The following is a 24033-nucleotide window of genomic DNA, read 5'->3' on the forward strand; positions in this document are numbered from 1 at the left end:
GTCAAAGAGGAATTTGTTTATGATTTTGGTTATCGCTCAGCAATCAGATTGCTGGCGCGCGGCCAATTCTCGCGCAAAGCACAAAATTTCGCCACCTTTATTCAACGATCGGGCGCAATAAGATTTTTCTTAGGAAGGGACCGGTATGACACCTGCAGTAAAACTACTGGAAAAACAAAAAGTCAGCTTCACTCTGCACCCCTATGAACACGACAGCAGCGAAACCCATTTTGGTGATGAGGCAGTGCGTAAACTGAATCTGGACGCGCGTCAGGTCTATAAAACGCTGCTGGTGGCGCTGAATGGCGAGGCAAAACAGCTGGCGGTGGCGGTCACGCCGGTATCAACCCAGCTCGATTTGAAAAAAGTCGCCAAAGCGCTGGGGGCTAAAAAAGTCGATATGGCCGATCCGCTACAGGCGCAGCGGGTGACCGGCTACCTGGTCGGCGGCATCAGTCCGCTGGGGCAGAAGAAACGGCTGCCGACGGTGATCGATATTTCTGCTGCCGACTTTGCCACTATCTTTATTTCCGGCGGCAAGCGCGGGCTGGATATTGAACTGGCACCGCAGGAACTTGCCCGCCTGCTGGACGCCCCTCTGGCGGATATCGCCCGCCACGATTAAACCCGCGGCTGGGCGCATAGCTGATCGATCATCCAGCGTCCCGCCGGACCCGGTGGGTTACGGCGCGACCAGATCACCTCAACCGCAATATGCTGCGGCCAGCCCGGCAGCGGCAGCTCCTGCAACACGCCATGGCCAAACTGCTTTACCAGCCAGCGTGGCAGGATGGTCCAGCCAAAGCCCAGCTCTGCCATCTCCAGCAGCAATAAATAGGTGGGCGCTGACCAGATGCGCCCCATTGAGGTCGGTTCGCGCTGCTCGACCCAGGTATTCAGTCGCAGATGGCGCACCTCTTCAAGCTGACTCTCACTGAGGGTTTTAAGCATCGCCAGCGGATGCTGATGGTGCAGATAAACCGCCATCTGAGCCTCCACCTGCAGGCGTGCCACCGCAATATCGGCTGGCAGCGCGGGCTGCGCCCGCACCACCCCGAGATGGACCCGCCCGGCCTGCAACAGATCCAGCACATCGCCATCTTCCGCCATCATGCACTCCAGCTCGATCTCCGGAAAGCGTGCGTCAAACTGCTTTAGCAGATGCTCGTGATGATCGGTTTGCCAGAAATCAGAGACGGCAAAACTTAACCGCGGCTCTACGCCCTGCGATAAACGTATTGCCAGCGCATCCAGCCGCTCACTGGCGGCGAGAATTTGCTGCACCTGCGGCAGTGCGCGTCGTCCCTGCTCGGTTAATACCGGCTGGCGTCCGCCACGATCAAACAACACCAGGCCGAGGTCGTCTTCTAAATTCGCCACCGCCGCACTGATGGTGGACTGACTTTTTCCCAGCGCCCGCGCGGCAGCAGAAAACGAGCCGCTGGTCACGGTCTGGACAAAGGCCTCAAGGGATTCCGGGGAGTAACGCATCTTATCCATCGCTTTTTTCGATAGGTGTTCATTTCATTTTAGCATTCTGCGGTGAGAGAATGCCTGGCATAACCCGAGGAGAGTTAAGTCATGCGTACCCGCTCACTAAAAGAACGTATTTTACATGCCGTCTGTTTTGAAACGCTGGCGATTCTGACCGTATCACCGCTGGCCGCATGGGCGATGAATAAACCACTGTTTCAGATGGGATCGCTGGCGATTATGTTGTCTACCGTCGCGATGCTGTGGAACATGATCTACAACAGCGGATTTGATCGGCTGCACCCGCCAGGGCAGAAACGCAGTGCTGGCGTGCGCGTGATGCACGCACTGGGTTTTGAAGGGGGATTTATCCTGATTGGCCTGCCGATTGCGGCCTGGATGCTGGCTATTTCGCTGTGGCAGGCGTTTCTGGTGGAAGTCGCCTTCTTCCTGTTCTTCCTGCCCTACACCATGGCCTATAACTGGGTGTGGGACAAACTGCGCGAGCGCTGGATCAGCCGCAAATCCTGTCAGGCATAAAAACAATCGGGAGGCGCAAGCGCCTCCCGATGCGTTCAATGCGCCCGGGCTGTTTCGTTCCCCCACGGCCAGATCCACGCCAGAATCATTTTAGGGTAGTTGCGTTTACGCGCTTTCTCCGCCGCCTCATCACGCTGCCTGATCTGCTCGTCGGTGAGATGCACTACCTGTCCCTGCGGCTGGTAGTCGCTGGCCTTGATCGGCGAATGCGCCTTGATCCAGTCGCGCAGCACCTGCGCATCTGGCACGCCGCTGTTAACGTAGCCAGCATGATTATCCAGCCGTGGATAGCCATCGCCGCCCGCGGCATTAAAACTGTTGGTCGCCATGCGATAGTGCTGCGTCTCTTCGAGCGGCTTACCGTTGATGCGGATATCGCTGACCTCTTTGCCGTCGGCCGTCAGGCTGATCCCGGCAAACTGGGCGTAGCCGCCTGAGTCAGGCTGGATATTGGCCACCACCGCCAGATATTTTTTGATCTCGGCACCGGTCAGGCTTACCGACACCACCTGATTGCCGAACGGCTGAACCTGCAGCAGATCGCGCCAGCTCAGTTTGCCGGTTTTCAGGGACGCGCGGATACCGCCGCCGCTCATCACCGCAAAGTCAGCCTGGGTATGCGCCATCTGTGCCCGTAAAATCAGCTGGCCGAGATTGGTTTGCTCAAAGCGCACCTGCTCTTTTTCGCCCCTGAAATCCCCCTCTGCGCTGCCGACATTGACGGTCAGCTTTGCTTCAGCCCGTTTCTGAAACGGCATCAGCAGCTTCATCATCGCACTGTTTTTCGGGATCTCCTGCTGCCAGGTGAGCCAGGTTTCACTGCCGTCGGCATTCTTCACCAGATGCTTAAGGTTAACCGGCACCAGCTGGTACGCCTCCAGCGTGACCTGACCATTACGGTAGGTGAAATCGCCGCGCCCGACATATTTGCCCCATTTATCCGCCTGCATGATCCAGATGCCGTTCTGTTTATCGGGCTGACACGGCTGGCCAGGCTGATAATTTTTCACGCTGACGTTCTCTTTTTCCATGCAGACTGCATCGTGCGAGTGACCGCCGACGATCAGGTCGAGGGTGCCGGCCGGCAGGCTGCGTGCCAGCGTGACATCACCGATGCCGTTACTGCCGTGCTTGCCGTCGTCGTAGTGGCCCAGATGCGTCAGCGCGACAATCACGTCCGGTTTCTCACTGGCGCGTAACTCTGCCACCGCTTTGATGGTTTCGGCGATCGGATCGCGGAATTCGACATCGGTTAAGCCCGCCGGGTTGGCCAGCCGGGCAGTATCGGGCGTAATCAGCCCCAGTACCGCAATTTTCAGGCCGAGACGATTGAACACCGCCCACGGTTTAAACATCCGCTCGCCGCTGCTCTTCTGGTAGACATTAGCCGCCAGCAGCGGGAATCTTGCCCACTTCTCCTGCTTGCGCAGCACCGCAATCGGCTTGTCGAATTCATGATTGCCGAGCGCCATTGCATCGTAACCAATCAGGTTCATGGCGCGAAAATCGGGTTCAGCATCCAGTTCATCCGATTCCGGCACCCCGGTGTTGACGTCGCCCGCCGAGAGGATTAATGCGCCGCCGCCTTTGGCCTGCACCTCATAGCGCAGCGTATCCATCAGCGTTTTTTGTGCTGCCAGACCATATTCACCCTGCGGATTGAACCAGAAGTGACCATGTTCATCATTGGTGTGCAGCAGGCTAAAGCGGTACGTGCGGTCAGGCTCTGCAGCCTGAGAAAACAGCGGCATCAGCGCCAGTACTAGCGCAACGCTCGATCCTGCCCATCGTGATAACAACACCGTTAATCTCCTTATTTCTGTCTGGCCCGTTTATCTCTGCGGGTTCGCTCACCGGGCTGCCCCACTGTTTCGCACATTCTTCTGATGAACTCAAGGCTAAAGCACGCGGCAGGCGTCAGTGACGATGAATTACGCCCCGGCGGGCAGCATAGTGAATGCCAGATGAAAGTGGATTGCGCCGACCTGACGGCTGACGGCCTGTCAAAACTGTGCCGGGCGACGGTTTAGCTGACGAATAGGGTCATTAGCCATTGATTCGCGTCACGCTTAGGGCATTTATCCGACGTAATCTTTATTTATCCGGCCTTTAATAATGCGCCAGCACGGCCGATATTAACGATAAGCAACCAAAATGGCCTTTCGGTTACGTTTTCCTCTCATTTAACCGATTTTTTCTGCTCTTCCCGCAAATTGCTCAGCGAAAGCGTCCATTTTGCATTAAACTTCTTTGTTACAAGCAGATACATTTGCATACAAGGAGACAGGCATGCATCACACCACACCGTTGATCACCACCATTGTCGGAGCACTGGTTCTGGCATTTCTCCTTGGGATGCTGGCAAACCGCCTGCGCATTTCACCGCTGGTCGGCTACCTGCTGGCTGGCGTGCTGGCCGGTCCCTTTACGCCAGGTTTTGTCGCCGATACTAACCTCGCGCCGGAACTGGCGGAGCTGGGGGTGATTCTGCTGATGTTTGGCGTTGGCCTGCACTTCTCGTTAAAAGACCTGATGTCGGTAAAGTCGATCGCCATTCCCGGTGCGGTCGCACAGATAGCGGTTGCGACGTTACTGGGAATGGGTCTGTCATGGACGCTGGGATGGTCGTGGATGACCGGCCTGGTGTTTGGCCTCTGTCTCTCCACCGCCAGTACCGTGGTGTTACTGCGGGCGTTAGAAGAGCGTCAGTTAATTGATAGCCAGCGCGGCCAGATCGCTATTGGCTGGCTGATTGTTGAAGATCTGGTGATGGTGCTGACGCTGGTATTGCTGCCGGCGATTGCTGGCATGATGGAACAGGGTAACGCCAGCGCCGGACTGCTGGCGTGGGACCTGCTGTGGACCATCGGTAAAGTGGCCGCCTTTATGGTGCTGATGATGGTGGTCGGACGGCGTGCCGTTCCGTGGATCCTCGCCCGCAGCGCCGCCACCGGCTCACGCGAACTGTTTACGCTGGCGGTGTTAGCGCTGGCGCTGGGAATTGCGTTTGGCGCGGTTGAATTCTTCGATGTCTCATTCGCGCTCGGTGCCTTCTTTGCCGGCATGGTGCTGAACGAATCTGAACTGAGCCACCGCGCCGCCCGCGATACCCTGCCGTTGCGCGATGCTTTCGCCGTGCTGTTCTTCGTCTCGGTCGGCATGCTGTTTGATCCGTCGATTCTGGTGACGCAGCCGCTGGCGGTGCTGGGTGCGCTGGTGATTATCGTGGTGGGCAAATCCGTTGCCGCCTGGCTGCTGGTGACGCTGCTGGGCCACTCCCGCCGTACCGCATTGACTATCTCGGTCAGCCTGGCGCAAATTGGCGAGTTCGCCTTTATTCTGGCCGGACTCGGCATCTCGCTCGGCCTGCTGAGCGATGAAGGCCGCAATCTGGTGCTGGCAGCGGCTATCCTGTCGATCATGATCAACCCGATCCTGTTTACCCTGCTGGAGCGTTTCCTGGCGAAAACCGAAACCATGGAAGAGCAGACGCTGGAAGAGGCGATCGAGGAAGAGAAGCAGATCCCGGTGGAGTTCTGCAATCACGCGGTCATCGTCGGCTATGGCCGGGTCGGCAGCCTGATCGGCCAGAAGCTGATTGAGGCCAACGTGCCGCTGGTGGTGGTTGAGAATTCCCGTCCACGCGTCGAAGCGCTGCGTGAGCGAGGCATTAAAGCGGTGCTGGGCAATGCAGCCCGGGCTGAAACCATGGAGCTGGCACGGCTGGATTGCGCCCGCTGGCTGTTGCTGACCATCCCGAATGGCTATGAAGCGGGTGAAGTCGTGACCGCCGCGCGCGAGAAGCATCAGAATATTGAGATCATCGCCCGGGCGCATTACGACGATGAGGTGGAATACATCATGGAGCGCGGCGCGACCCGGGTGGTGATGGGCGAGCGTGAAATTGCCAGCAGCATGCTGCAGATTCTGCAGGATGAGATGAAGCAGGGAACAGATTTACATCCCTGTGACGTGGTGCGTTGATTCAGCCAGGGCCGGATAGCGATGAGAGCGAGCCGGCACAGGGAATACGGTCAGATCGGAAAGATGCAAAAGCCCATCCCTGACTCGCCCGGCCCACGCGATTACGCACCTCATCCCTGAGGTGCGCCCAGAGCCGGGCCAACGCTTTGCGTTGTCTAAAAACGCGCCCGGCGTTTTATCCGGGCGACGGAACGCTTTCCTCTTCTGACCCTGTACCCTGTGCGTTGAGCTAATCCATTGCTGCCAGGTTCAGCCTTATTTGAGTTTGTCAGCTATCTGACGCCCTGTGGCTGGCAGCTTAACGATCCCAGTAAGACTCTTCCAGACTGTCTTCCCGCTCCGGTAACCCGCGGGTTAAGCGCGGCGAATGCTGATTCAGAACCTGATAGCTTACGCGGTTGGCATATTTACACACCTGCGCCAGCGATGAATAGGTCAGATAAGGGCGGGCGTGCTTGCTGGAATTGGGCACGTTGAGGCGATGGTAGTTGTTGGCGGTAATATCATGCAGTAACGCCGCCAGCGCGCCATCTCCGGCACCGTTGGTGTTCATGATCTTTTCCGGTCCGCCCATGTAGGGCGCAATGTGCGAGAAAATCCGCAGCGGCTGCTGACAATCCTGCTGGCGCATTACCCGGCTGAACTCATACTGGTTAAACTCAGCGATGGCACCCGGCAGCAGCGGATGGTTGGTTTTACGTTTGAACTCTTCTTCGGTATAACCCGCCATGTAGAGCCCGGTCGGCCCGGCAGTGCACAACACCAGATCCACCCACTCCAGCGCCATATCCGAGGCCAGCAGCGGATCGGCTTCGCCGGTCAGCGCCAGTGCTTCCTCTTCATTCATTGCCACGATAGTGACGTGCTCGCGTAGGAAGTCGCGCCAGAACTGGGGGTTATCGCCGATCACGTGTTTGGTGCCGAGCGTCAGCACCACCGGTACATTGTGACGTTTGGCGTACTCGATCGCCCGCAAGGTGGCCAGCGGCATCGGTTCACCCTCAGCGCAGCGCACCAGGTAGGAGGTCAGCACCAGCGCTGAAGCGCCGGCAATCACCGACTCCGGCACGTTATCGGGCTGGAGCTGGTTCATCTGGCCCGGGCTGATGGCAAACGTCCGCTCGCCATTCTCACCAATCAGCGTAAAGCAGCGGCCAATCGCACCATCAACCCCCTGCAGATAGTTGAGATCCATCCGGCTGGAGGTATTGCACAGATAGCGATAGGCGTAGCCGCCGATCTGGATGTTGTTGCACATCACGCCCAGCAGCACTGAACGGTCATCGGCCAGCACCGAGAAGTTATGCAGCGTGTTGCCAATGGTGCCACCGGCAAACTGGTGAGTGATCAGCGCATCGCGCATCAGTTCGTTGTAGAGCGCTTCCGCGACGGCATCGTCGATCACCAGTGAATGACCGGCACTCAGGCCATAACGGGTCAGGAAAGCCTCGTCGACTTTCGCTTCGATATCGACCAGCGTCTGATCGATGCCGACTACCCAGCTTCCCGCGTCAACATCGTGTTGAGCAGGCTGTAACAGGGGATCGCGTGCGCTGACCGGGAAGTAGTGTTTGGATTTGCGTTTGCCGGGAAATTTCATCGGGAATGCCGTCTGGAAAAACAGGCAGAGAATGATATCACACTCTCTGCCTTCGCTTTAACGGCGTGCGTTGACCAGCTGCACCATCATTTCGATGTGGGCTTCGTCGGCGTTGAGCGCCGGAATGTACTCAAACTTCTCGCCACCGGCGTGCATGAAGATTTCACAGTTTTCACCGCTGATCTCTTCCAGCGTCTCCAGACAGTCTGAAGAGAAGCCGGGGCTCATGACCTGCACATGCCTGATGCCTTTGGCCGGCAGGCTTTTCATGGTTTCGTCGGTGTAAGGCATCAGCCAGGGTTCGCGGCCGAAACGCGACTGGAAGGTCAGCATAAACTGGTCGTCACGCAGACCCAGCGCTTTGGTCAGTGCCGCAGTGGTATCGGCACAGCGCTGAGGATAGTCATCGCCTTCATTCGCGAAACGCTGCGGGATGCCGTGGAACGACATCACCAGCAGATCGGGCTGACCATGCTGCGCGAAAGATCGCTCTACTGACGCTTTCAGCGCGGCGATATAGGCCGGATGTTCGGCGTAATCGCGAATGAACTGCACCTCAGGCAACGAACGGTAATCTTTAAATACTGCGGTTAAACCATCCCACACCGCCGCCACCGTCGAGCAGGAGAACTGCGGATAGAGCGGCAGCACGATCAGGCGCGTTACGCCCTGCGCCATCAGCTTATCTACCGCACTTTTCATGCTGGGATTTCCGTAGCTCATGCCAAGCTCAACCGGCATATCGACACGTGCCGCCAGCGCATCACGCTGACGCTGGCTGTAAACCAGCAGCGGCGAGCCGCCTTCCATCCAGACCGAGGCGTAGAGTTTCGACACGCGCGGCGAGCGAAACGGCAGCACCACGCCATTGAGGATCGGCCACCAGAGCCAGCGCGGCGTATCGACCACGCGAGGATCGCTTAAAAACTGTTTCAGATAGCGTTTAACAGCAGGTGTGGTTGGGGCGTCTGGCGTACCTAAATTAACCAGTAACACGCCGGGCTTATCTTGCCTCATTGTGATTCCTTGATGACGACGGGGATGCGTGAAAACGAGGAAATTGTAGCGGAATTAGTGGGAGGTAAAAGCAATTACTGCAAAAGGGGCCAGTAATACCGGCCCCCTGGTGCTTAGCCGAGGATCTTCGCCAGCTCGGCACTCACTTCGGTCACTTTACGGGTGCCGTCGATTTTGTGATAGGCGGTGTGACCGGCTTCCGCTTCTTTGCTGTAATAGGCAATGAGCGGTGCGGTCATCTGATGGTATTCCACCAGGCGCTTACGCACGGTCTCTTCCTGATCGTCTTTACGGGTGGTCAGCTCTTCACCGGTAACGTCATCTTTACCTTCCACTTTCGGTGGATTGAAGGTGACATGGTAAACCCGGCCAGATGGCGTATGAACACGACGACCGACGATACGCTCAACGATCAGTTCATCCGGTACGGCGAACTCCAGCACGTGATCAACGGTGATCCCGGCTTCTTTCATCGCATCCGCCTGAGGAATGGTGCGTGGGAAACCGTCCAGCAGGAAACCGTTTTTGCAGTCTTCCTGAGTGATACGCTCTTTAACCAGCGCAATCACCAGCTCATCGGTTACCAGTTTGCCGGCATCCATAATGGCTTTCGCCTGGTTGCCCAGCTCGCTGCCTGCTTTTACCGCTGCACGCAACATGTCGCCGGTGGAGATTTGCGGAATGCCATATTTCTCCATGATGAATTGGGCCTGAGTCCCCTTACCTGCGCCCGGAGCTCCGAGCAGAATAATACGCATTGCGTAAATCCCCTTGCGAATCGCATTGATCTATCTGAGAAGGCGAAGAACATACCATTATGACCCGCTCATCACAAGGAAGGGCGCGGATCGCACCCGTCTACTCTACTGCCTTTCCGGCCCGATAGCAGCGCCTGTCGAGCGGCCCGCGCCTTTTTCAGATTTACCGCCGCACCCCAATAAGGTCTGCAATCGCTTGCCCAGCTGGTGGGTCATATTGATGCTCTTTTTGCCGCTGCCGCGCACGTTGGCATTAAGCTGCAGCCGCGCCTGCTGTGGCCATTTCACCACATCCTCCGCGTCACACAGGGTGGTGATGATCGCCGGCGGCAGATTAAAACTGGCAAAAGGCAAGCCGGGCTGATGGCTGGAATGCAGTGACAGCGGGCCGGGAAGCGACAGCGCATCCACGGTCGCGGCGTTATACGGCCGCCACTGCGGATCGTCAAAACGGCGCAGCGCCGCGTCGACGGCCGTCAGACTCAGCCCCTGTTCAAACAGGCGCAGTTCGCTGCGCACCAGCGTACTGAAATCACAGGTGCGCAGCGCCACCAGCACCAGATCGCCACAGATCTCAGCGTGACGATCCAGCCGGGTGACAAACAGATGCGCATCATCGATCAGATTAGGGTGCAGCACGCTGGCAAAGCTTTCGCTCGCCTCAGTGACGCCCTGATTCTGGCAATCGCGCAGCGGGCGAACCCGCGCGTTGGGCAAATCGACGTGTGGCACCAGCATGATGTTACCGGCCATCAGCGGGATCGCCGGCAAAATGTTGAGTTCAGTCACCGGATAGTGTGAGGCGTAGCGTGTCTGATTGCGCGCCTGCTCCTGGCGCAAAAACAGCTGTGACAGTAGCACCCGCGCTATATGCAGCGAAGGGGCGAAGAAGAGATCGAACTGCTCCAGCTTGTAAAAACGTGAGAGTGCCAGCCGCAAACGGTCGCGCGTCTCTGACGGCGTGGCAGAGGAAGATGGAGCATATGCCATGAGCGTCTCGTTTTCGTTGTAGTGCAGCATAAGAGAAGGTGAAGTGCGGCGGAATATCAGGAGGACACATAGATAATATGCTGAGTCAACCCGCCAGAATCTGCCCTGTAGAGTAGGTCAATGCGGCTGGACTTTAAAATGATATAAATGAACAATCCTTGTTAGATTTTTAAACAGGGGATGAGGATGACCGGACTGCCACCGCTGAGGGCGCTGCACTATTTTCACCAGGCGGCATTACACAGCAGCTTTAGCGTGGCGGCGGACCGTCTGCACGTCACGCACAGTGCGATCAGCCATCAGATACGTCAGCTGGAAAGCTGGATGGGCAAACCGCTGTTTGTTCGCAGCAACGGCCGCGTAAAGTTAACCTCACACGGTGAACGCCTGCTGCAGAGCTGTCAGCAGGCGTTCAGTGAACTGCGCAGCAGCTGTGAAACCATCCGCACCGGCCTGCGCCAGTATATCAGCGTCTCCTGCGCCCCGAGTTTTTTGTCACAGTGGCTGATCCCACGCATTGCCAGCTTTTACCAGCGCTACCCCGGGATTGAGATCCGCTTCCAGCCGCTGGCGGATCTGGCGCAGCTGCGCAGTGAACATGTCGATGTGCTGATTCTGAGCCACAGCGCGCGCCCTGAAAGCGACATTGACGCCATGCTGATCAGTGAAGATGAGATCGGTCCGCTGTGCGCACCGCAGTTTGCCCGTCAGTTACAGAGCGGCAACGATTTGCGCGCCCTGCCGCTGCTGCATGCCGATACGCGGCTGCACGCCTGGTCAGAATGGGCGGAAAAAGCCGGTATCAGCGGCAACTTTAGCGGGGGTCAGCATTTCGATAGCCTGACTCTGGGTATCCAGGCAGCGCGCAGTGGACTGGGCGTGTTAATGGCGCCCCATTTGCTGGTGCGGCAGGAGCTGGAGGATGGCACGCTGATCGCGCCGTTGGGGTTTGTTCGCGTTGAACGTGCGACCTGGATGTTGACCCGACAGAGCCGCTCTCCTGAGCCGGAAATTAGTCTGTTTCGGGACTGGCTGCGTGAGGCCGCGCAGCCATAAAAAAAGCCGGTGAGGGTCACCGGCTTTTTTGGTTATGCCGTCAGCAGCTGATTCATGCGACGGATAAACTGGTTTGGATCGTCGAGCGTGCCGCGTTCTGCCAGCAGCGCCTGATCCAGTAACAGTTCAATCCACTCGCCGAAGCGCGCTTCATCCTGGGTGTCCGCCACGCGTTTCACCAGCGAATGATCCGGGTTGATCTCGAAGATGTACTTCACTTCCGGCACTTCCTGACCGGCCGCAGCAAACAGCTTCGCCATCTGGGTAGTCATTTCGTTGGCATCGGTGGTGACGATCGCTGGCGTGTCGGTCAGACGATGAGTCAGACGCACCTCTTTCACCCGCTCGCCCAGCAGGGTTTTCACCCGCTCAACAAACGGCTCCAGCGCTTTTTCCGCCTCTTTCTGCTCTTCGGTCTCTTCATCCGCCAGTTTGCTCAGCGAATCATCCGCTTTGCTCACCGACTGGAAAGTTTTACCGTCGAACTCAGTCAGGTAGCTCATCATCCACTCATCGATGCGATCGGAGAGCAGCAGCACTTCAATACCTTTCTTACGGAACAGCTCGAGGTGCGGGCTGCTCTTCGCAGCGGCATAGCTATCTGCGGTGATGTAGTAAATCTTCTCCTGACCTTCCACCATCCGGCTGACGTAATCTTCCAGCGAAACGGTTTGCGCCGCGCCTTCGCTCTGGGTGGTGGCAAAACGCAGCAGTTTCGCAATCGCTTCCTGGTTAGCGTGATCTTCAGCCGGGCCCTCTTTCAGCACCAGACCGAACTCTTTCCAGAATGTCTGGTATTTTTCGCTGTCGTCTTTCGCCAGTTTTTCCAGCATCTGCAGGGTGCGTTTGGTCAGCGCGCCGCGCAGGCTCTGGGTGACCCGGCTATCCTGCAGGATCTCACGGGAGACGTTAAGCGGCAGGTCATTCGAGTCGATCAGACCGCGGACGAAGCGCAGGTAGTTCGGCATAAACTGTTCGGCGTCGTCCATGATGAAGACGCGCTGTACGTAAAGTTTAAGGCCATGCTTGTGCTCGCGGTTCCACATATCAAACGGTGCGCGCGCCGGAATGTAGAGCAGGCTGGTGTATTCCTGCTTGCCTTCCACCCGGTTATGGCTCCAGGCGACCGGATCGCTGAAGTCATGGGCAATGTGCTTGTAAAACTCGTTGTACTCTTCGTCGCTGATCTCTGACTTGTTGCGGGTCCACAGCGCCTGGGCTTTGTTAATTTTTTCCCAGTGGGTGCTGTCGCTCTCTTCATCTTTGCTTTCGATTTCAACCGGCAGCGCAATGTGATCGGAATATTTGCTGATGATGTTGCGAACGCGCCACGCGTCGAGGAATTCATCTTCGCCTTCGCGCAGATGCAGGGTGATTTCGGTACCGCGATCGGCTTTCTCAATGTCCGCGAGGGTATATTCACCCTCGCCCGCTGATTCCCAGAATACGCCTTCGTCAGCCGAGGCACCGGCCGCACGGGTCCGCACGGTGACCTTATCCGCCACGATGAAGGCAGAGTAGAAGCCCACCCCGAACTGTCCAATCAGCTGGCTGTCTTTCGCCTGATCGGAGCCCAGCGATTCAAGAAACGCTTTAGTACCCGATTTTGCGATGGTACCGAGGTTCTCAATCACCTCGTCACGACGCATACCGATACCGTTGTCGCTCAGGGTCAGGGTGCGGTTGTCCTTGTCAACAGAGAGACGGACGCGCAGTTCACCGTCGCCTTCATACAGGCTGGCATCCGACAGCGCACGGAAACGCAGTTTGTCTGCCGCATCCGAGGCGTTGGAAATCAGCTCACGCAGGAAAATCTCTTTGTTTGAATAGAGAGAATGGATCATCAGGTGCAGAAGTTGTTTTACTTCCGACTGAAAGCCACGGGTCTCTTGTCCTTTCATGGTCATTGCTACCTCAACAAAACAGGTTGAACAAACGTTGAGGTTGATGTGGGGATGACGGCGAGGTTTTCAAGCCGGTGTCTGTCACAACACCGGCAAGCGGTTAAAATTTAATCTTGTGGCGGCCCGCCAGCGAATGGGAGAGCGTGGTGCCATCGACCATTTCCAGCTCACCGCCAACCGGCACTCCGTGCGCGATGCGGCTGGCGTCTACGCCATACTGACCGCACAGCTCGGCGATATAGTTAGCGGTCGCTTCCCCTTCCACCGTCGGGTTGGTGGCGAGGATGACTTCCTGAATGGTTTCGCTTTCCAGTCGCTGCTCAAGGCGATCCAGACCGATATCGGCCGGGCCAATGCCGTCAAGCGGTGACAGGTGCCCCATCAGCACGAAGTAACGACCGGCAAACTGGCCCGTTTGCTCAATGGCGTGGATATCCGCCGGGCTCTCTACCACGCAGATCAGACCATTCTGCTGACGCCGTGGATTGGCACAAATGGTGCAGATCTCCTGCTCGGTAAAGGTACGGCAATCGGCACAGTGGCCGATTTCCGACATCGCCCGGGTCAGTGCCTGCGCCAGGCGCATCCCGCCGCTGCGATCGCGTTGCAGCAGCTGAAAAGCCATGCGCTGCGCCGATTTCGGCCCAACGCCGGGCAGACAGCGCAGCGACTCCATCAATGATTCAAGCAGTGGGCTGGTTTGCATCAGAACGGCATCTTGAAGCCTGGTGGCAGCTGCATACCGGAGGAGACAGACGCCATCTTCTCTTTCTGGGTTTCATCGATGCGGCGTGCAGCATCGTTGAACGCCGCAGCGATCAGATCTTCCAGCATATCTTTGTCATCTTCCAGCAGGCTGGGATCGACTTCGACGCGGCGGCAGTTGTGAGCACCGTTGATGGTGACCTTCACCAGGCCTGCGCCTGATTCACCCGTCACTTCCAGCGCGGCGATCTCTTCCTGAACCTTGGCCATTTTGTCCTGCATCTGCTGGGCCTGTTTCATCAGGTTGCCCAATCCGCCTTTACCAAACATAGTTTTCTCTCTCAGCTGAGGCCACAACGCTATCGTTGAGATAGCGGCAGCGTGTTCAAACAGGTCGGATACTCTCTTCATCCAGATCGGCATCGAAAAACCGCTGTAACGTCTGAATGTGGGTATCGCAAGTGATTGACTGACGCGCCTGCGCCAGTTTCTCTTCGTAAATGGCCTGACGCCACTCAAGTGGTGTCAACACCGATGAATTATCGTCTTCAACCACCGAGAGTTCAACTGCCTGCCCGGCAGCCTCACTCAGGGCGGCGCTTAACACCTGCTGAGCAGATGCCGAATTAAGGTGGCGCTGGCTGGAACGCAGATGCAGACAGACACCGGTTTCGGTGGTCTCTTTCCAGGCATTCAGCGCCAGCTGCTGCACCAGTTTAGGCAGCGGCAGCGAAGCAATTTCAGCCGCCCACGGATCGCGCTGCTGCGCTTCTTCCGCCAGACGCGCCGACAGCTCAGGGGTTTTCTCATGCTCCAGCGCAGAACGCAAGGCCTTTGGCGTGGCAACCGGTTCCGCCACCACCACCGGCTGGGTTTGCGCCTTCCAGCGATATGCCTCTTCTTTTACCGGCGCAGCAGGCTCACGCTCGCGGATACGCTGCTGGCTGCGCTCGGTAACCGAGGCCAGCCGCTCCAGCGCGGAGTTGGCCGGCCGCGCACCTGGCGCCGCCGGCTCACTCTTTTTTGGCTTGTTCGCTCCCTGACGCAACAACTGGGTGCGCGCCTGCAGGAGCTGACTGGTGGAACTGGAAAGGGCATTATCCGCGGCGGCGGCAGGCGGTGGCGTCGCGGCCTGCGGCGCAGGATCGGGCGCGGCCATCTGCGGCTGCGCAGCAATCTGCTGCTGGCTGGGCGACGAGGCAACCGGCGACGGCGCGGAGGCGGCTGGCCGGGCTGGCGGCTGAGCCTGCGCGGAAGACGACGGCGCCGTTACTGGCCGGCCAGCCGGCGGAGCCGAGGGTGCCATTCCCTGCGGCGACGACGCGTGTTCCACCGGCGCGACCGGGGCCGACTGTTGCGTTAACGTCGGCCGGGCAATCGGTTCCGCCACTGCGACTTTAGGGTGGAAGGCCAGCGCCCGCAGCAGCGTCATCTCAACGCCCATCCGGCGATCTGGCGCAATCGGCAGATCTTTACGGCCCATCAGCAAGGTCTGATAGTAGAGCTGCAGATCGGCTGGCGGCACCATGCGTGCCAGTTCACGCAGCCTGAGCGCGTTACTTTCGTCGTCGTCATTCAGCGAGGCTGGCAACAGCTGCACCATGGCAATCTGGTGCAGTAAGCGCAGCATTTCAACCAGCAGCGCTTCCCACTCCACACCGCGCGATGCGGCCTGACTCAGCAGCGACATCACCTGCTGACCATCGCCGTCAACCAGCGCTTCCAGCAGGCCGAGCGGCTGTTCGTCATCCAGCGTGCCGAGCATGGCGCTGACCGTGGTGCTGGTCACTGCGCCCTGCCCCATCGCAATCGCCTGGTCGGTCAGACTCAACGCATCACGCATGCTGCCGTCAGCCGCGCGCGCCAGCAATTGCAGCGCCCGCGTTTCGCTGTCGATGTGCTCCTGCTGCAGAACATGCTCAAGCTGCTGTCGGATCTGATCGACATCCAGCGCTTTGAGATGAAACTGCAGGCAGCGAGACAGGATAGTCACCGGCAGCTTCTGCGGATCGGTGGTCGCCAGCAGGAATTTAACGTGTGATGGTGGTTCTTCCAGCGTCTTCAACAGCGCATTGAAGCTGTGACGCGACAGCATGTGCACTTCATCAATCAGATAGACTTTGAAGCGGCCGCGCGCCGGTGCGTACTGCACGTTATCGAGCAGATCGCGGGTGTCTTCGACTTTTGTACGCGACGCGGCATCGATCTCAATCAGATCGACAAAACGGCCCTGCTCAATCTCCCGGCAATTATCACACTGACCACATGGCGTGGCGGTGATACCGGTTTCGCAGTTAAGGCCCTTGGCCAGCAGACGCGCAATGGTGGTTTTCCCTACGCCGCGTGTGCCGGAGAAGAGATAAGCATGGTGGATACGTCCCAGAGACAATCCATTCGCCAGCGCCGTCAGAACGTGTTCCTGACCGACAACATCAGCAAAAGCCTGGGGACGCCATTTTCGCGCAAGTACCTGATAGCTCATGTGGATTCGACGAAGTTGGATGGAAAAGGTGAGCGCAGACGCTCTGCAACCCCTGTACAGGATTGCAGTAGTCTAACAGCTACGCTTTTGCCTGGCACTCGTTATCTTGAACGAGAAGGCGTGACGACCCTGCCGCCTGGCAAGGCCGAAAAATGGCTTAATGGCCGGGGAAATTGACCAGGCTGTAGCTCTCAACGCCAAGGGCTTTCAGGCGCGTTTCACCGGTCAGATCGAACAGGTTGATAATGAACGCGGCATCCCGGACTTCGCCGCCTGCGCGACGAATCAGCTTAACGGTCGCTTCAATGGTGCCGCCGGTTGCCAGCAGATCGTCCACCACCAGCACCACGTCACCAGGCTGAATCGCATCTTTATGCAGTTCCAGCCGATCGGTGCCGTACTCCAGCTCGTAAGATTCGCTGTACGTTTCACGCGGCAGCTTGCCTGGCTTACGCACCGGAACAAAACCTACGCCCAGGCCTAACGCCACCGGCGCGCCGAACAGGAAACCACGTGCTTCAGTGCCCACCACTTTAGTGATGCCTTTGTCACGGTAGCGCTCCACCAGCAGCGCGATAGCGGCGGCATAGGCTTTAGGATCTTCCAGCAGGCTGGTGACATCACGGAACAGGATGCCCGGCTTGGGATAATCAGGGATGCTTTTAATGCTGTTTTTAATGAATTCAAGCTGCTGCGCAGTGTCGGTCATAATGATACGCCTGGTAAAAAATTCTGTTTCGCGCAGCTTCAATAGCGCCAATACCTGGTAAAAGGCTCAGCGGAAGTCAATTCACAAAGGGAAGCCACGCACGAAGACGCCCAAATCTAAGCAAATGACCGGATAATTGCAACTTTATCGCGGCGGCGGCGGCGCGTCCGCTGTTTCTGCCACCACCGGTATCCGCCACATAAACAGCAACAGTGCCGCCAGCATCAGCAGCAGCATAATCCGCACCCACCAGAGCGAGACCAGCACGATGGAAATCGCAAAGGTCACCACAATCAGGCAGATAGCCCGCCCTTTCGCCCCAGGCGGCATAGCACGATGCTGCTGCCAGTGGCGCAGGTAACGGCCAAACGGCGAGCGCCACAGCAGCCAGTGATGAAAGCGCGGCGAGGAGCGGGCAAAGCACCAGGCGGCCAATAGCATAAATGGCGTGGTGGGTAATAATGGTAATACAATGCCCAGGGTTCCCAGCACAACTGCCAGCCAGCCGAGGGTTAATAACACAATGCGTTGCATGAATGCCGCCCAACTCTTTCCTGATCCCCTTACGTTAGCACAACTGAGCCTGACGCCATGAGCCTGATCACCGCACAACAGCGTCTGCAACATCTCCTTATTACGCTGCGTCAGGATATTGCGACCCATCCCGACGGACAGTGCCGGCTTCCCCGCTTCGACAGCCAGCTGTTTCGCAGCAAAGGCACCCGCCTCGCCGATTATCTGGCGGAGGTGGAACAGAACTTTACCCGGCTGTGCGACAGCGCCGGCGATCCGGACCGCAGCGCCTGGCTGGCTGAGCGGCTGGTCGATCAAATTGCCGCGCTGCAACGGGAAGCCAGCACGCAGCAGCTGCGCACCCGCCGGGAAAAGCCGCTGAGCAACCCACGTGTCTCGAAGTATCAGGAGTATCGTGAATATGAGCGGCGCCTGCTGGCGATGATCGATCAGCGCGAACAGCGGCTGGCGCTGGCGGAAACCCTGGCGGTTCAGCACCAGCTGAAACACGATCTGGAGACGTTAGAAGGCCGTCTGGCACGCTGCCGGCAGGCGATTCGTTCGGTAGAGTGGGCATTATCGCTGCGCGGCGACCAGCAAGAGGAATAAAGCGCAGCGGTAAAAAAGCGCTTCTATACTCGATAGGGTTCGGTACGGAGGAGAATAATGGGTTTATTCATCTGGCTACTCAGCGGATTGCTGTTAGGGTTGCTTAAGCGCATTGTGATGCCGGGCCGACCCGGCGGCCTGTTCGCGACCCTGACGCTGTCGATGATTGGCGCACTGATTGGCGGCTATATTGCCAGCTATTTTGAATTGGGTAGCCTGGCGACGCTGCATATGGGCGCTTTAGCTATGGCGATTGCCGGTTCACTATTAATGCTGCTGGTGGCAGCAAAATTACGTATATAGGAGGAGAGATGTCGCTGGAGAATGCCCCGGATGACGTTAAACTGGCGGTCGATTTAATTCAGTTGCTGGAAGAGCACCAGCTGCCGGTGGAGACGGTATTATCCGCGCTGGCGATGGTGCAGCGCGATTTCGAAAATAAACGCGATCGTCAGCCGCCGGTTTAGGCGCGAGCGGTCAGGGTCGGGCTAAGACGCAGCATATCGATAAAAGCGTCGACCAGCGCCGGCGCGTCGCCGGCTAAATCAAAGCTTTCGGGCGTAAATAACCAACTTTCCATCATGCCGTTAACGTAACCGCGCATAATCAGCGCGGCCTGACGGGTATTAAGGCTGCCGGGAAGCTGTTCCGCTTCGATACACTGACGCAGAATATCTTCAATTTTGTCGTAGCATTCGAGCAGTAAGCTTTGCTGGATATTCTTCAGCGACGCCATTTCGCCAACAAATTCGCATTTATGGAAAATGATCTCCATCAGAGCGCGGCGTTGTGGATCGTTTGCTGTCGCGTCAAAGATATAGACCAACATGGCGCGTAAAACAGAAAGTGGATCGCCCGGGTATTTTGTTTGATACTCAAGTTCCACGTCATCCAGCCCGGCATCACAACGAAGCCAGATTTCATGCAGAACATCGGCTTTATTTTTGAAATGCCAGTAGATGGCCCCCCGCGTGACGCTGGCCGCCGAAGCAATATCCGCCAGTGAAGTGGCAGAAACGCCCTGTTGCGAGAACAGGACAATGGCGGCATCAAGAATTTGGTGCCGCGTTTCAAGTGCTTGCGCTTTGGTTTTTCGTGCCATAAGGGACTTTTTTTACAAACGGGTAAGTTTACATACATTTGTGAATGTATGTACCATAGCATGACCCGCGATTTGACGCAGCAATGGGTTCTTCGGATTGTGATCCATTGATCAATTGATATCGGACACTAGAGGTTTATTTATGAATAAAATCAGAGGATTATCGCCTCTGGCGGCCGTCCTGATGCTATCAGGCAGCTTTTTGTTAACAGGATGTGATAACAATAAATCCGAACAAGCCGCCCAACAACAGGCGCCAGAAGTGGGCGTAGTCACGTTAAAAACCGAGCCACTGAAAATTTCCACCGAATTGCCTGGCCGTACCTCTGCATATCGCGTGGCCGAAGTGCGTCCTCAGGTTTCCGGTATCATTCTGAAGCGTAATTTTATTGAAGGCAGCGATGTCAAAGCGGGTCAGTCGCTTTATCAGATCGATCCTGCTACCTATCAGGCCGCTTATGACAGTGCGAAAGGCGATCTGGTGCAGGCAGAAGCTAATGCCCGCATCGCTCAGCTGACCGTTAAACGTTACAAGCCGCTGCTTGGCACCAAATATATCAGTCAGCAGGACTATGACACCGCCGTCGCTACGGCCGCGCAGAACGATGCTGCGGTTCAGGTGGCTAAGGCTAACGTCGAAACCGCCCGTATCAATCTGGCTTATACCAAAGTCACCTCGCCGATCAGTGGTCGCATCGGCAAATCATCGGTCACCGAAGGTGCCCTGGTGCAGAGCGCGCAAACCACCGCGCTGGCCACCGTGCAGCAACTTGACCCGATGTACGTTGACGTTACCCAGTCGAGCGAAGATTTCATGCGCTTACGTTCCGAACTGGAATCCGGTCAGCTGAAGCAGAACGACGGTAAAGCCAATGTGACGCTGCTGATGCAAAACGGCAGCACTTACTCTCAGCCAGGTACGCTGGAATTCTCTGACGTCACCGTCGATGAAACCACCGGCTCTATCACCCTGCGCGCTATCTTCCCGAACCCGAACCATGCGCTGTTACCGGGCATGTTCGTGCGTGCGCGTCTGGATGAAGGCACCAACCCTAATGCGCTGCTGGTTCCGCAACAGGCGGTAACCCGTACCCCAACCGGTCAGGCGACCGTGATGGTGGTCGGTGCAGACAATAAAGTGGAAGCGCGTACCGTTACGGCCGCACAAGCGATTGGCGATAAGTGGTTAGTGACCGACGGCGTGAAAGCGGGTGAACGTGTGATCAGTACTGGTCTGCAACGTGCTAAACCTGGCGCGCAGGTCACCCCACAAGAAGTCTCAGACGATGCTAAAGCTGCACCCGATTCAAAGTCGCCATCTGATAAGTCATCGTCATAACAGGAGCCGTTGATTCATGGCTAAGTTCTTTATCGATCGCCCCATCTTTGCGTGGGTGCTCGCCATCATCATCATGTTGGCTGGTGCGCTATCGATTCTCAAACTTCCGATCGAGCAATATCCCAATGTTGCGCCGCCGGCGATTGAGATTCAGGCCACCTACCCAGGTGCGGATGCGAAAACACTGCAGGATTCGGTGACCCAGGTCATCGAACAAAACATGAACGGTATCGATGGACTGATGTATATGTCCTCGAGCAGTGACTCATCCGGTACGCTGACGCTGACCATTTCGTTTGAGTCAGGTACCGATGCGGATATCGCGCAGGTTCAGGTGCAGAACAAACTGCAACTGGCGATGCCGCTGCTGCCGCAGGAAGTGCAACAGCAGGGGATTCAGGTTAAAAAATCCTCCAGCAGCTTCCTGATGGTCGCCGGCTTCATCAGTGACGATGACAACATGACTCAGAATGATATTTCTGACTTTGTTTCATCTAACATCAAAGACCCGCTGAGCCGTACGCCTGGCGTCGGTGATACTCAGGTGTTTGGTGCGCAGTATGCGATGCGTATCTGGATGGATCCGCACAAGCTGAATAACTACAACCTGACGCCGGTTGACGTCATCAGCGCGCTGAATACTCAGAACGCCCAGGTTGCTGCCGGTCAGTTAGGCGGTACGCCGCCGGTGCCGGGCCAGCAGCTGAACGCCTCTATCATTGCGCAGACCCGTCTGACCTCTACCGATGAGTTCGGCAAAATCCTGCTCAAAGTGAATGAGGATGGCTCGCAGGTGCGTCTGCGTGACGTGGCGAAAATTGAACTCGGTGCTGAAAACTACGAGATCATCGCACGTTATAACGGCAAACCGGCCTCCGGTATCGGTATTAAACTGGCTACCGGCGCCAATGCGCTGGATACCGCAAATGCGGTGAAAGCGGAGCTGGGAAAACTGCAGTCCTCCTTCCCGGCTGGCCTGAAAGTGGTTTATCCGTACGACACCACGCCATTCGTTAAGATCTCTATCTTCGAAGTGGTGAAAACGCTGTTAGAAGCGATCGTGCTGGTGTTCCTGGTGATGTATCTGTTCCTGCAGAACTTCCGCGCCACGCTGATCCCAACGATTGCCGTGCCGGTGGTACTGTTAGGGACCTTTGCGGTTATCAGCGCCTTTGGTTATTCGATCAACACCCTGACGATGTTCGGGATGGTGCTGGCCATCGGTCTGTTGGTGGATGACGCCATCGTGGTGGTCGAGAACGTTGAGCGTGTGATGGCGGAAGAGGGATTACCGCCAAAAGAAGCGACCCGACGTTCGATGGAGCAGATTCAGGGTGCGCTGGTTGGTATCGCCCTGGTGCTGTCGGCGGTATTTATCCCGATGGCCTTCTTTGGCGGATCGACCGGGGTTATCTATCGTCAGTTCTCCATCACTATCGTTTCGGCGATGGCGCTGTCAGTACTGGTGGCGTTGATCCTGACGCCAGCACTCTGTGCCACCCTGCTGAAGCCGGTGAAAAAAGGCGATCACGGTAAAACCACCGGTTTCTTCGGCTGGTTTAACCGTCTGTTCGACAAGAGCACCAACCATTACGTCGACAGCGTTGGCCACATCATTCGCAGCACTGGCCGTTATCTGGTGATCTATCTGGTCATTGTGGTCGGCATGGCATTTCTGTTCCTGCGTTTACCTTCTTCATTCTTACCTGAAGAGGACCAGGGCCTGCTGCTGGCACAGGCGCAGTTGCCTGCTGGCGCGACCCAGGAACGTACTCAGAAAGTGCTGGACCAGGTTACCGACTACTTCCTGACCAAAGAGAAGGACTCGGTTAAGTCGGTGTTCACCGTTAACGGCTTTGGCTTTGCCGGTCGTGGACAGAACACCGGTATCGCCTTCGTCAGCCTGAAGCCGTGGGATGAACGTAGCAGTAGCGACCTGAAGGTACCGGCGATTGCGGGCCGTGCCATGCAGGCGCTGGGCGCGATCAAAGATGCGATGGTGATTCCATTTAACCTGCCAGCGATTATCGAACTGGGTAATGCCACCGGCTTCGACTTTGAACTGATCGATCAGGCTAACCTGGGTCACGAAAAGTTAACCCAGGCACGTAATCAGCTGTTCGGCATGATTGCTCAGCATCCGGATACTCTGGTAGGCGTCCGTCCGAACGGATTGGAAGATACGCCGCAGTACAAGCTGATTGTCGATCAGGAGAAAGCACAGGCGCTGGGAGTATCGTTAAGCGATATCAATACCACGCTGGCGGCCTCGTGGGGCGGCTCTTACGTCAACGACTTCATCGACCGCGGTCGTGTGAAGAAGGTGTACGTTATGGGTCAGGCAGACTCGCGTATGCTGCCGGACGACATTGGTAAATGGTATGTCCGCAACGGCAGCGGAACCATGGTGCCCTTCTCGGCCTTCTCGTCCGCGAAATGGCAGTACGGTTCACCGCGTCTTGAGCGTTACAACGGTCTGCCGGCGATGGAGATCCTCGGACAGGCTGCGCCTGGTAAGAGCTCCGGTGCGGCAATGGATCTGATGGAAGAGCTGGCGTCGAAACTGCCTGCCGGTATCGGTTATGACTGGACCGGGATGTCTTATCAGGAACGTCTGTCAGGCAACCAGGCGCCGGCGCTGTACGCAATCTCGCTGATTGTGGTCTTCCTCTGTCTCGCCGCGTTGTATGAGAGCTGGTCGATTCCGTTCTCCGTGATGCTGGTGGTACCGCTCGGGGTAGTCGGTGCGCTGATCTTCACCACGCTGCGTGGTTTAAGTAACGACGTCTACTTCGTGGTGGGGTTACTGACAACCATTGGCCTCTCGGCGAAGAACGCCATTCTGATCGTCGAATTTGCTAAAGATTTGATGGAAAAAGAGGGCAAAGGGCTGGTTGAAGCGACGCTGGAAGCCTGTCGTATGCGTTTGCGTCCTATCCTGATGACGTCACTGGCGTTCATTCTCGGGGTACTGCCGCTGGCGATCAGTACCGGTGCCGGTTCTGGTGCGCAGAACGCCGTTGGTACCGGCGTAATGGGCGGTATGGTTACCGCAACCGCGCTGGCTATCTTCTTCGTTCCGGTGTTCTTCGTGGTGGTGCGTCGCCGCTTCGGTAAGAACAAAGCGGAGATCGAAAAAGGTCATCCGGTTGAACACAACCAGACTCACTAAGATCTGACTGACAGTATAAAAGGCCGCGCAAGCGGCCTTTTTTTATGGCGGCTGTCGCTGCTCGCTGGCGGGCGCGATGA

22 protein-coding genes and 1 other annotated feature are annotated in these 24033 nt (G+C 57.0%); of the genes, 9 read left to right on the top strand and 13 right to left on the bottom strand.

The genetic code is table 11. The annotated features are described in order from the left end of the window. The first annotated feature begins 145 nt into the window (after nt 1–145). A complete protein-coding gene (gene ybaK / locus ABIB18_RS16435; protein ID WP_069727959.1) occupies nt 146–625 on the top strand; it encodes a Cys-tRNA(Pro)/Cys-tRNA(Cys) deacylase YbaK in 480 nt (159 codons plus the stop codon). Here the strand turns inward: ybaK and ABIB18_RS16440 are convergent. Next, complete coding sequence (locus ABIB18_RS16440; RefSeq protein ID WP_354474951.1) at nt 622–1491, bottom strand: LysR family transcriptional regulator; 870 nt, start codon at nt 1489–1491, stop codon at nt 622–624. The two genes, ybaK and ABIB18_RS16440, sit on opposite strands and share 4 nt — an antisense overlap. 90 nt (nt 1492–1581) lie before the next feature. Between ABIB18_RS16440 and ABIB18_RS16445 the strand changes: the two genes are divergently transcribed. Then, nucleotides 1582–2013 (top strand): multidrug/biocide efflux PACE transporter, encoded by a 432-nt coding sequence (locus ABIB18_RS16445; protein WP_046288477.1) that lies wholly within the window; start codon nt 1582–1584, stop codon nt 2011–2013. Between the two features lie 35 nt (nt 2014–2048). On the opposite strand, the gene ushA is transcribed toward ABIB18_RS16445, so the two are convergent. Beyond that, the gene (gene ushA / locus ABIB18_RS16450; RefSeq protein WP_069727957.1) at nt 2049–3815 is read right to left on the bottom strand and encodes a bifunctional UDP-sugar hydrolase/5'-nucleotidase UshA; all 1767 of its coding nucleotides are present in this window, start codon (nt 3813–3815) and stop codon (nt 2049–2051) included. Between the two features lie 487 nt (nt 3816–4302). Here ushA and ybaL point away from each other — a divergent pair, with 487 nt between their 5' ends. Beyond that, complete coding sequence (ybaL, locus tag ABIB18_RS16455; protein ID WP_354474852.1) at nt 4303–5997, top strand: YbaL family putative K(+) efflux transporter; 1695 nt, start codon at nt 4303–4305, stop codon at nt 5995–5997. Nucleotides 5998–6295: 298 nt separating this feature from the next. On the opposite strand, the gene ABIB18_RS16460 is transcribed toward ybaL, so the two are convergent. From ABIB18_RS16460 to ABIB18_RS16475, 4 genes are all read right to left on the bottom strand, one after another. After that, nucleotides 6296–7597 (bottom strand): inosine/guanosine kinase, encoded by a 1302-nt coding sequence (locus ABIB18_RS16460; protein ID WP_354474854.1) that lies wholly within the window; start codon nt 7595–7597, stop codon nt 6296–6298. Between the two features lie 57 nt (nt 7598–7654). After that, nucleotides 7655–8614: a ferrochelatase gene (hemH, locus tag ABIB18_RS16465; RefSeq protein ID WP_031376055.1), complete on the bottom strand. Its 960-nt coding sequence runs from the start codon at nt 8612–8614 to the stop codon at nt 7655–7657. A 113-nt stretch (nt 8615–8727) separates the two neighbouring features. Then, the gene (gene adk / locus ABIB18_RS16470) at nt 8728–9372 is read right to left on the bottom strand and encodes an adenylate kinase (protein ID WP_031376054.1); all 645 of its coding nucleotides are present in this window, start codon (nt 9370–9372) and stop codon (nt 8728–8730) included. Between the two features lie 105 nt (nt 9373–9477). After that, complete coding sequence (locus ABIB18_RS16475) at nt 9478–10362, bottom strand: DUF6024 family protein (RefSeq protein ID WP_159223792.1); 885 nt, start codon at nt 10360–10362, stop codon at nt 9478–9480. 186 nt (nt 10363–10548) lie between these two features. Between ABIB18_RS16475 and ABIB18_RS16480 the strand changes: the two genes are divergently transcribed. Further along, a complete protein-coding gene (locus tag ABIB18_RS16480) occupies nt 10549–11418 on the top strand; it encodes a LysR substrate-binding domain-containing protein (protein ID WP_031377862.1) in 870 nt (289 codons plus the stop codon). 32 nt (nt 11419–11450) lie between these two features. On the opposite strand, the gene htpG is transcribed toward ABIB18_RS16480, so the two are convergent. The 6 genes from htpG to ABIB18_RS16510 all read right to left on the bottom strand — a co-directional run bounded on the left by htpG (nt 11451) and on the right by ABIB18_RS16510 (nt 17752). Beyond that, nucleotides 11451–13325 (bottom strand): molecular chaperone HtpG, encoded by a 1875-nt coding sequence (gene htpG / locus ABIB18_RS16485; protein ID WP_046288479.1) that lies wholly within the window; start codon nt 13323–13325, stop codon nt 11451–11453. 97 nt (nt 13326–13422) lie between these two features. Beyond that, a complete protein-coding gene (gene recR / locus ABIB18_RS16490; protein ID WP_031377861.1) occupies nt 13423–14028 on the bottom strand; it encodes a recombination mediator RecR in 606 nt (201 codons plus the stop codon). Beyond that, nucleotides 14028–14357, bottom strand: a complete 330-nt coding sequence (locus ABIB18_RS16495) for a YbaB/EbfC family nucleoid-associated protein (RefSeq protein WP_031377860.1) — start codon at nt 14355–14357, stop codon at nt 14028–14030. Before ABIB18_RS16495 ends, recR begins: the two co-directional genes overlap by 1 nt. Nucleotides 14358–14412: 55 nt before the next feature. Next, nucleotides 14413–16509, bottom strand: coding sequence for a DNA polymerase III subunit gamma/tau (gene dnaX, locus ABIB18_RS16500; RefSeq protein WP_354474859.1), 2097 nt, complete (start codon nt 16507–16509; stop codon nt 14413–14415). Further along, nucleotides 15010–15071: a sequence feature (DnaX frameshifting element), on the bottom strand. Its footprint overlaps the gene before it by 62 nt. A 157-nt stretch (nt 16510–16666) precedes the next feature. After that, a complete protein-coding gene (gene apt / locus ABIB18_RS16505) occupies nt 16667–17218 on the bottom strand; it encodes an adenine phosphoribosyltransferase (RefSeq protein ID WP_031374646.1) in 552 nt (183 codons plus the stop codon). Nucleotides 17219–17362: 144 nt separating this feature from the next. Further along, a complete protein-coding gene (locus ABIB18_RS16510) occupies nt 17363–17752 on the bottom strand; it encodes a DUF454 family protein (protein ID WP_031374647.1) in 390 nt (129 codons plus the stop codon). A 57-nt stretch (nt 17753–17809) separates the two neighbouring features. On the opposite strand from ABIB18_RS16510, the gene priC reads away from it, so the two are divergent. From priC to rsmS, 3 genes are read left to right on the top strand one after another with little or no spacing between them, the layout of a single operon-like run. Further along, nucleotides 17810–18340, top strand: a complete 531-nt coding sequence (gene priC / locus ABIB18_RS16515) for a primosomal replication protein PriC (protein ID WP_069727953.1) — start codon at nt 17810–17812, stop codon at nt 18338–18340. Nucleotides 18341–18397: 57 nt separating this feature from the next. Continuing rightward, entirely contained in the window at nt 18398–18643 is a 246-nt protein-coding gene (locus tag ABIB18_RS16520; RefSeq protein ID WP_031374649.1) for a GlsB/YeaQ/YmgE family stress response membrane protein, read from the top strand. Nucleotides 18644–18651: 8 nt separating this feature from the next. Next, nucleotides 18652–18807 (top strand): pleiotropic regulatory protein RsmS, encoded by a 156-nt coding sequence (rsmS, locus tag ABIB18_RS16525; protein WP_069727952.1) that lies wholly within the window; start codon nt 18652–18654, stop codon nt 18805–18807. Here the strand turns inward: rsmS and acrR are convergent. Continuing rightward, nucleotides 18804–19442 (bottom strand): multidrug efflux transporter transcriptional repressor AcrR, encoded by a 639-nt coding sequence (acrR, locus tag ABIB18_RS16530; RefSeq protein ID WP_031374650.1) that lies wholly within the window; start codon nt 19440–19442, stop codon nt 18804–18806. The genes rsmS and acrR overlap by 4 nt on opposite strands. Nucleotides 19443–19584: 142 nt before the next feature. Here acrR and ABIB18_RS16535 point away from each other — a divergent pair, with 142 nt between their 5' ends. Further along, nucleotides 19585–20781, top strand: a complete 1197-nt coding sequence (locus ABIB18_RS16535; protein WP_031374651.1) for an efflux RND transporter periplasmic adaptor subunit — start codon at nt 19585–19587, stop codon at nt 20779–20781. 16 nt (nt 20782–20797) lie between these two features. Continuing rightward, nucleotides 20798–23953, top strand: a complete 3156-nt coding sequence (locus tag ABIB18_RS16540) for a multidrug efflux RND transporter permease subunit AcrB (RefSeq protein WP_046288481.1) — start codon at nt 20798–20800, stop codon at nt 23951–23953. The last annotated feature ends 80 nt before the right edge of the window (nt 23954–24033 follow it).

This window comes from Pantoea sp. UYEF8, assembly GCF_040546285.1.
In the GTDB taxonomy this organism is placed as follows: domain Bacteria; phylum Pseudomonadota; class Gammaproteobacteria; order Enterobacterales; family Enterobacteriaceae; genus Pantoea; species Pantoea brenneri.

What these genes read in the sequence shown, in the direction of transcription:
- rsmS (WP_069727952.1), top strand. Translation starts at nt 18,652, where the DNA reads ATGTCGCTGGAGAATGCCCCGGATGACGTTAAACTGGCGGTCGATTTA.
- ABIB18_RS16440 (WP_354474951.1), bottom strand. Translation starts at nt 1,491, where the DNA reads ATGCGTTACTCCCCGGAATCCCTTGAGGCCTTTGTCCAGACCGTGACC.
- ABIB18_RS16535 (WP_031374651.1), top strand. Translation starts at nt 19,585, where the DNA reads ATGAATAAAATCAGAGGATTATCGCCTCTGGCGGCCGTCCTGATGCTA.
- dnaX (WP_354474859.1), bottom strand. Translation starts at nt 16,509, where the DNA reads ATGAGCTATCAGGTACTTGCGCGAAAATGGCGTCCCCAGGCTTTTGCT.
- ybaK (WP_069727959.1), top strand. Translation starts at nt 146, where the DNA reads ATGACACCTGCAGTAAAACTACTGGAAAAACAAAAAGTCAGCTTCACT.
- adk (WP_031376054.1), bottom strand. Translation starts at nt 9,372, where the DNA reads ATGCGTATTATTCTGCTCGGAGCTCCGGGCGCAGGTAAGGGGACTCAG.
- ABIB18_RS16475 (WP_159223792.1), bottom strand. Translation starts at nt 10,362, where the DNA reads ATGGCATATGCTCCATCTTCCTCTGCCACGCCGTCAGAGACGCGCGAC.
- ABIB18_RS16480 (WP_031377862.1), top strand. Translation starts at nt 10,549, where the DNA reads ATGACCGGACTGCCACCGCTGAGGGCGCTGCACTATTTTCACCAGGCG.
- htpG (WP_046288479.1), bottom strand. Translation starts at nt 13,325, where the DNA reads ATGACCATGAAAGGACAAGAGACCCGTGGCTTTCAGTCGGAAGTAAAA.
- apt (WP_031374646.1), bottom strand. Translation starts at nt 17,218, where the DNA reads ATGACCGACACTGCGCAGCAGCTTGAATTCATTAAAAACAGCATTAAA.
- ABIB18_RS16460 (WP_354474854.1), bottom strand. Translation starts at nt 7,597, where the DNA reads ATGAAATTTCCCGGCAAACGCAAATCCAAACACTACTTCCCGGTCAGC.
- ABIB18_RS16495 (WP_031377860.1), bottom strand. Translation starts at nt 14,357, where the DNA reads ATGTTTGGTAAAGGCGGATTGGGCAACCTGATGAAACAGGCCCAGCAG.
- hemH (WP_031376055.1), bottom strand. Translation starts at nt 8,614, where the DNA reads ATGAGGCAAGATAAGCCCGGCGTGTTACTGGTTAATTTAGGTACGCCA.
- recR (WP_031377861.1), bottom strand. Translation starts at nt 14,028, where the DNA reads ATGCAAACCAGCCCACTGCTTGAATCATTGATGGAGTCGCTGCGCTGT.
- priC (WP_069727953.1), top strand. Translation starts at nt 17,810, where the DNA reads ATGAGCCTGATCACCGCACAACAGCGTCTGCAACATCTCCTTATTACG.
- ABIB18_RS16540 (WP_046288481.1), top strand. Translation starts at nt 20,798, where the DNA reads ATGGCTAAGTTCTTTATCGATCGCCCCATCTTTGCGTGGGTGCTCGCC.
- acrR (WP_031374650.1), bottom strand. Translation starts at nt 19,442, where the DNA reads ATGGCACGAAAAACCAAAGCGCAAGCACTTGAAACGCGGCACCAAATT.
- ybaL (WP_354474852.1), top strand. Translation starts at nt 4,303, where the DNA reads ATGCATCACACCACACCGTTGATCACCACCATTGTCGGAGCACTGGTT.
- ABIB18_RS16445 (WP_046288477.1), top strand. Translation starts at nt 1,582, where the DNA reads ATGCGTACCCGCTCACTAAAAGAACGTATTTTACATGCCGTCTGTTTT.
- ABIB18_RS16520 (WP_031374649.1), top strand. Translation starts at nt 18,398, where the DNA reads ATGGGTTTATTCATCTGGCTACTCAGCGGATTGCTGTTAGGGTTGCTT.
- ABIB18_RS16510 (WP_031374647.1), bottom strand. Translation starts at nt 17,752, where the DNA reads ATGCAACGCATTGTGTTATTAACCCTCGGCTGGCTGGCAGTTGTGCTG.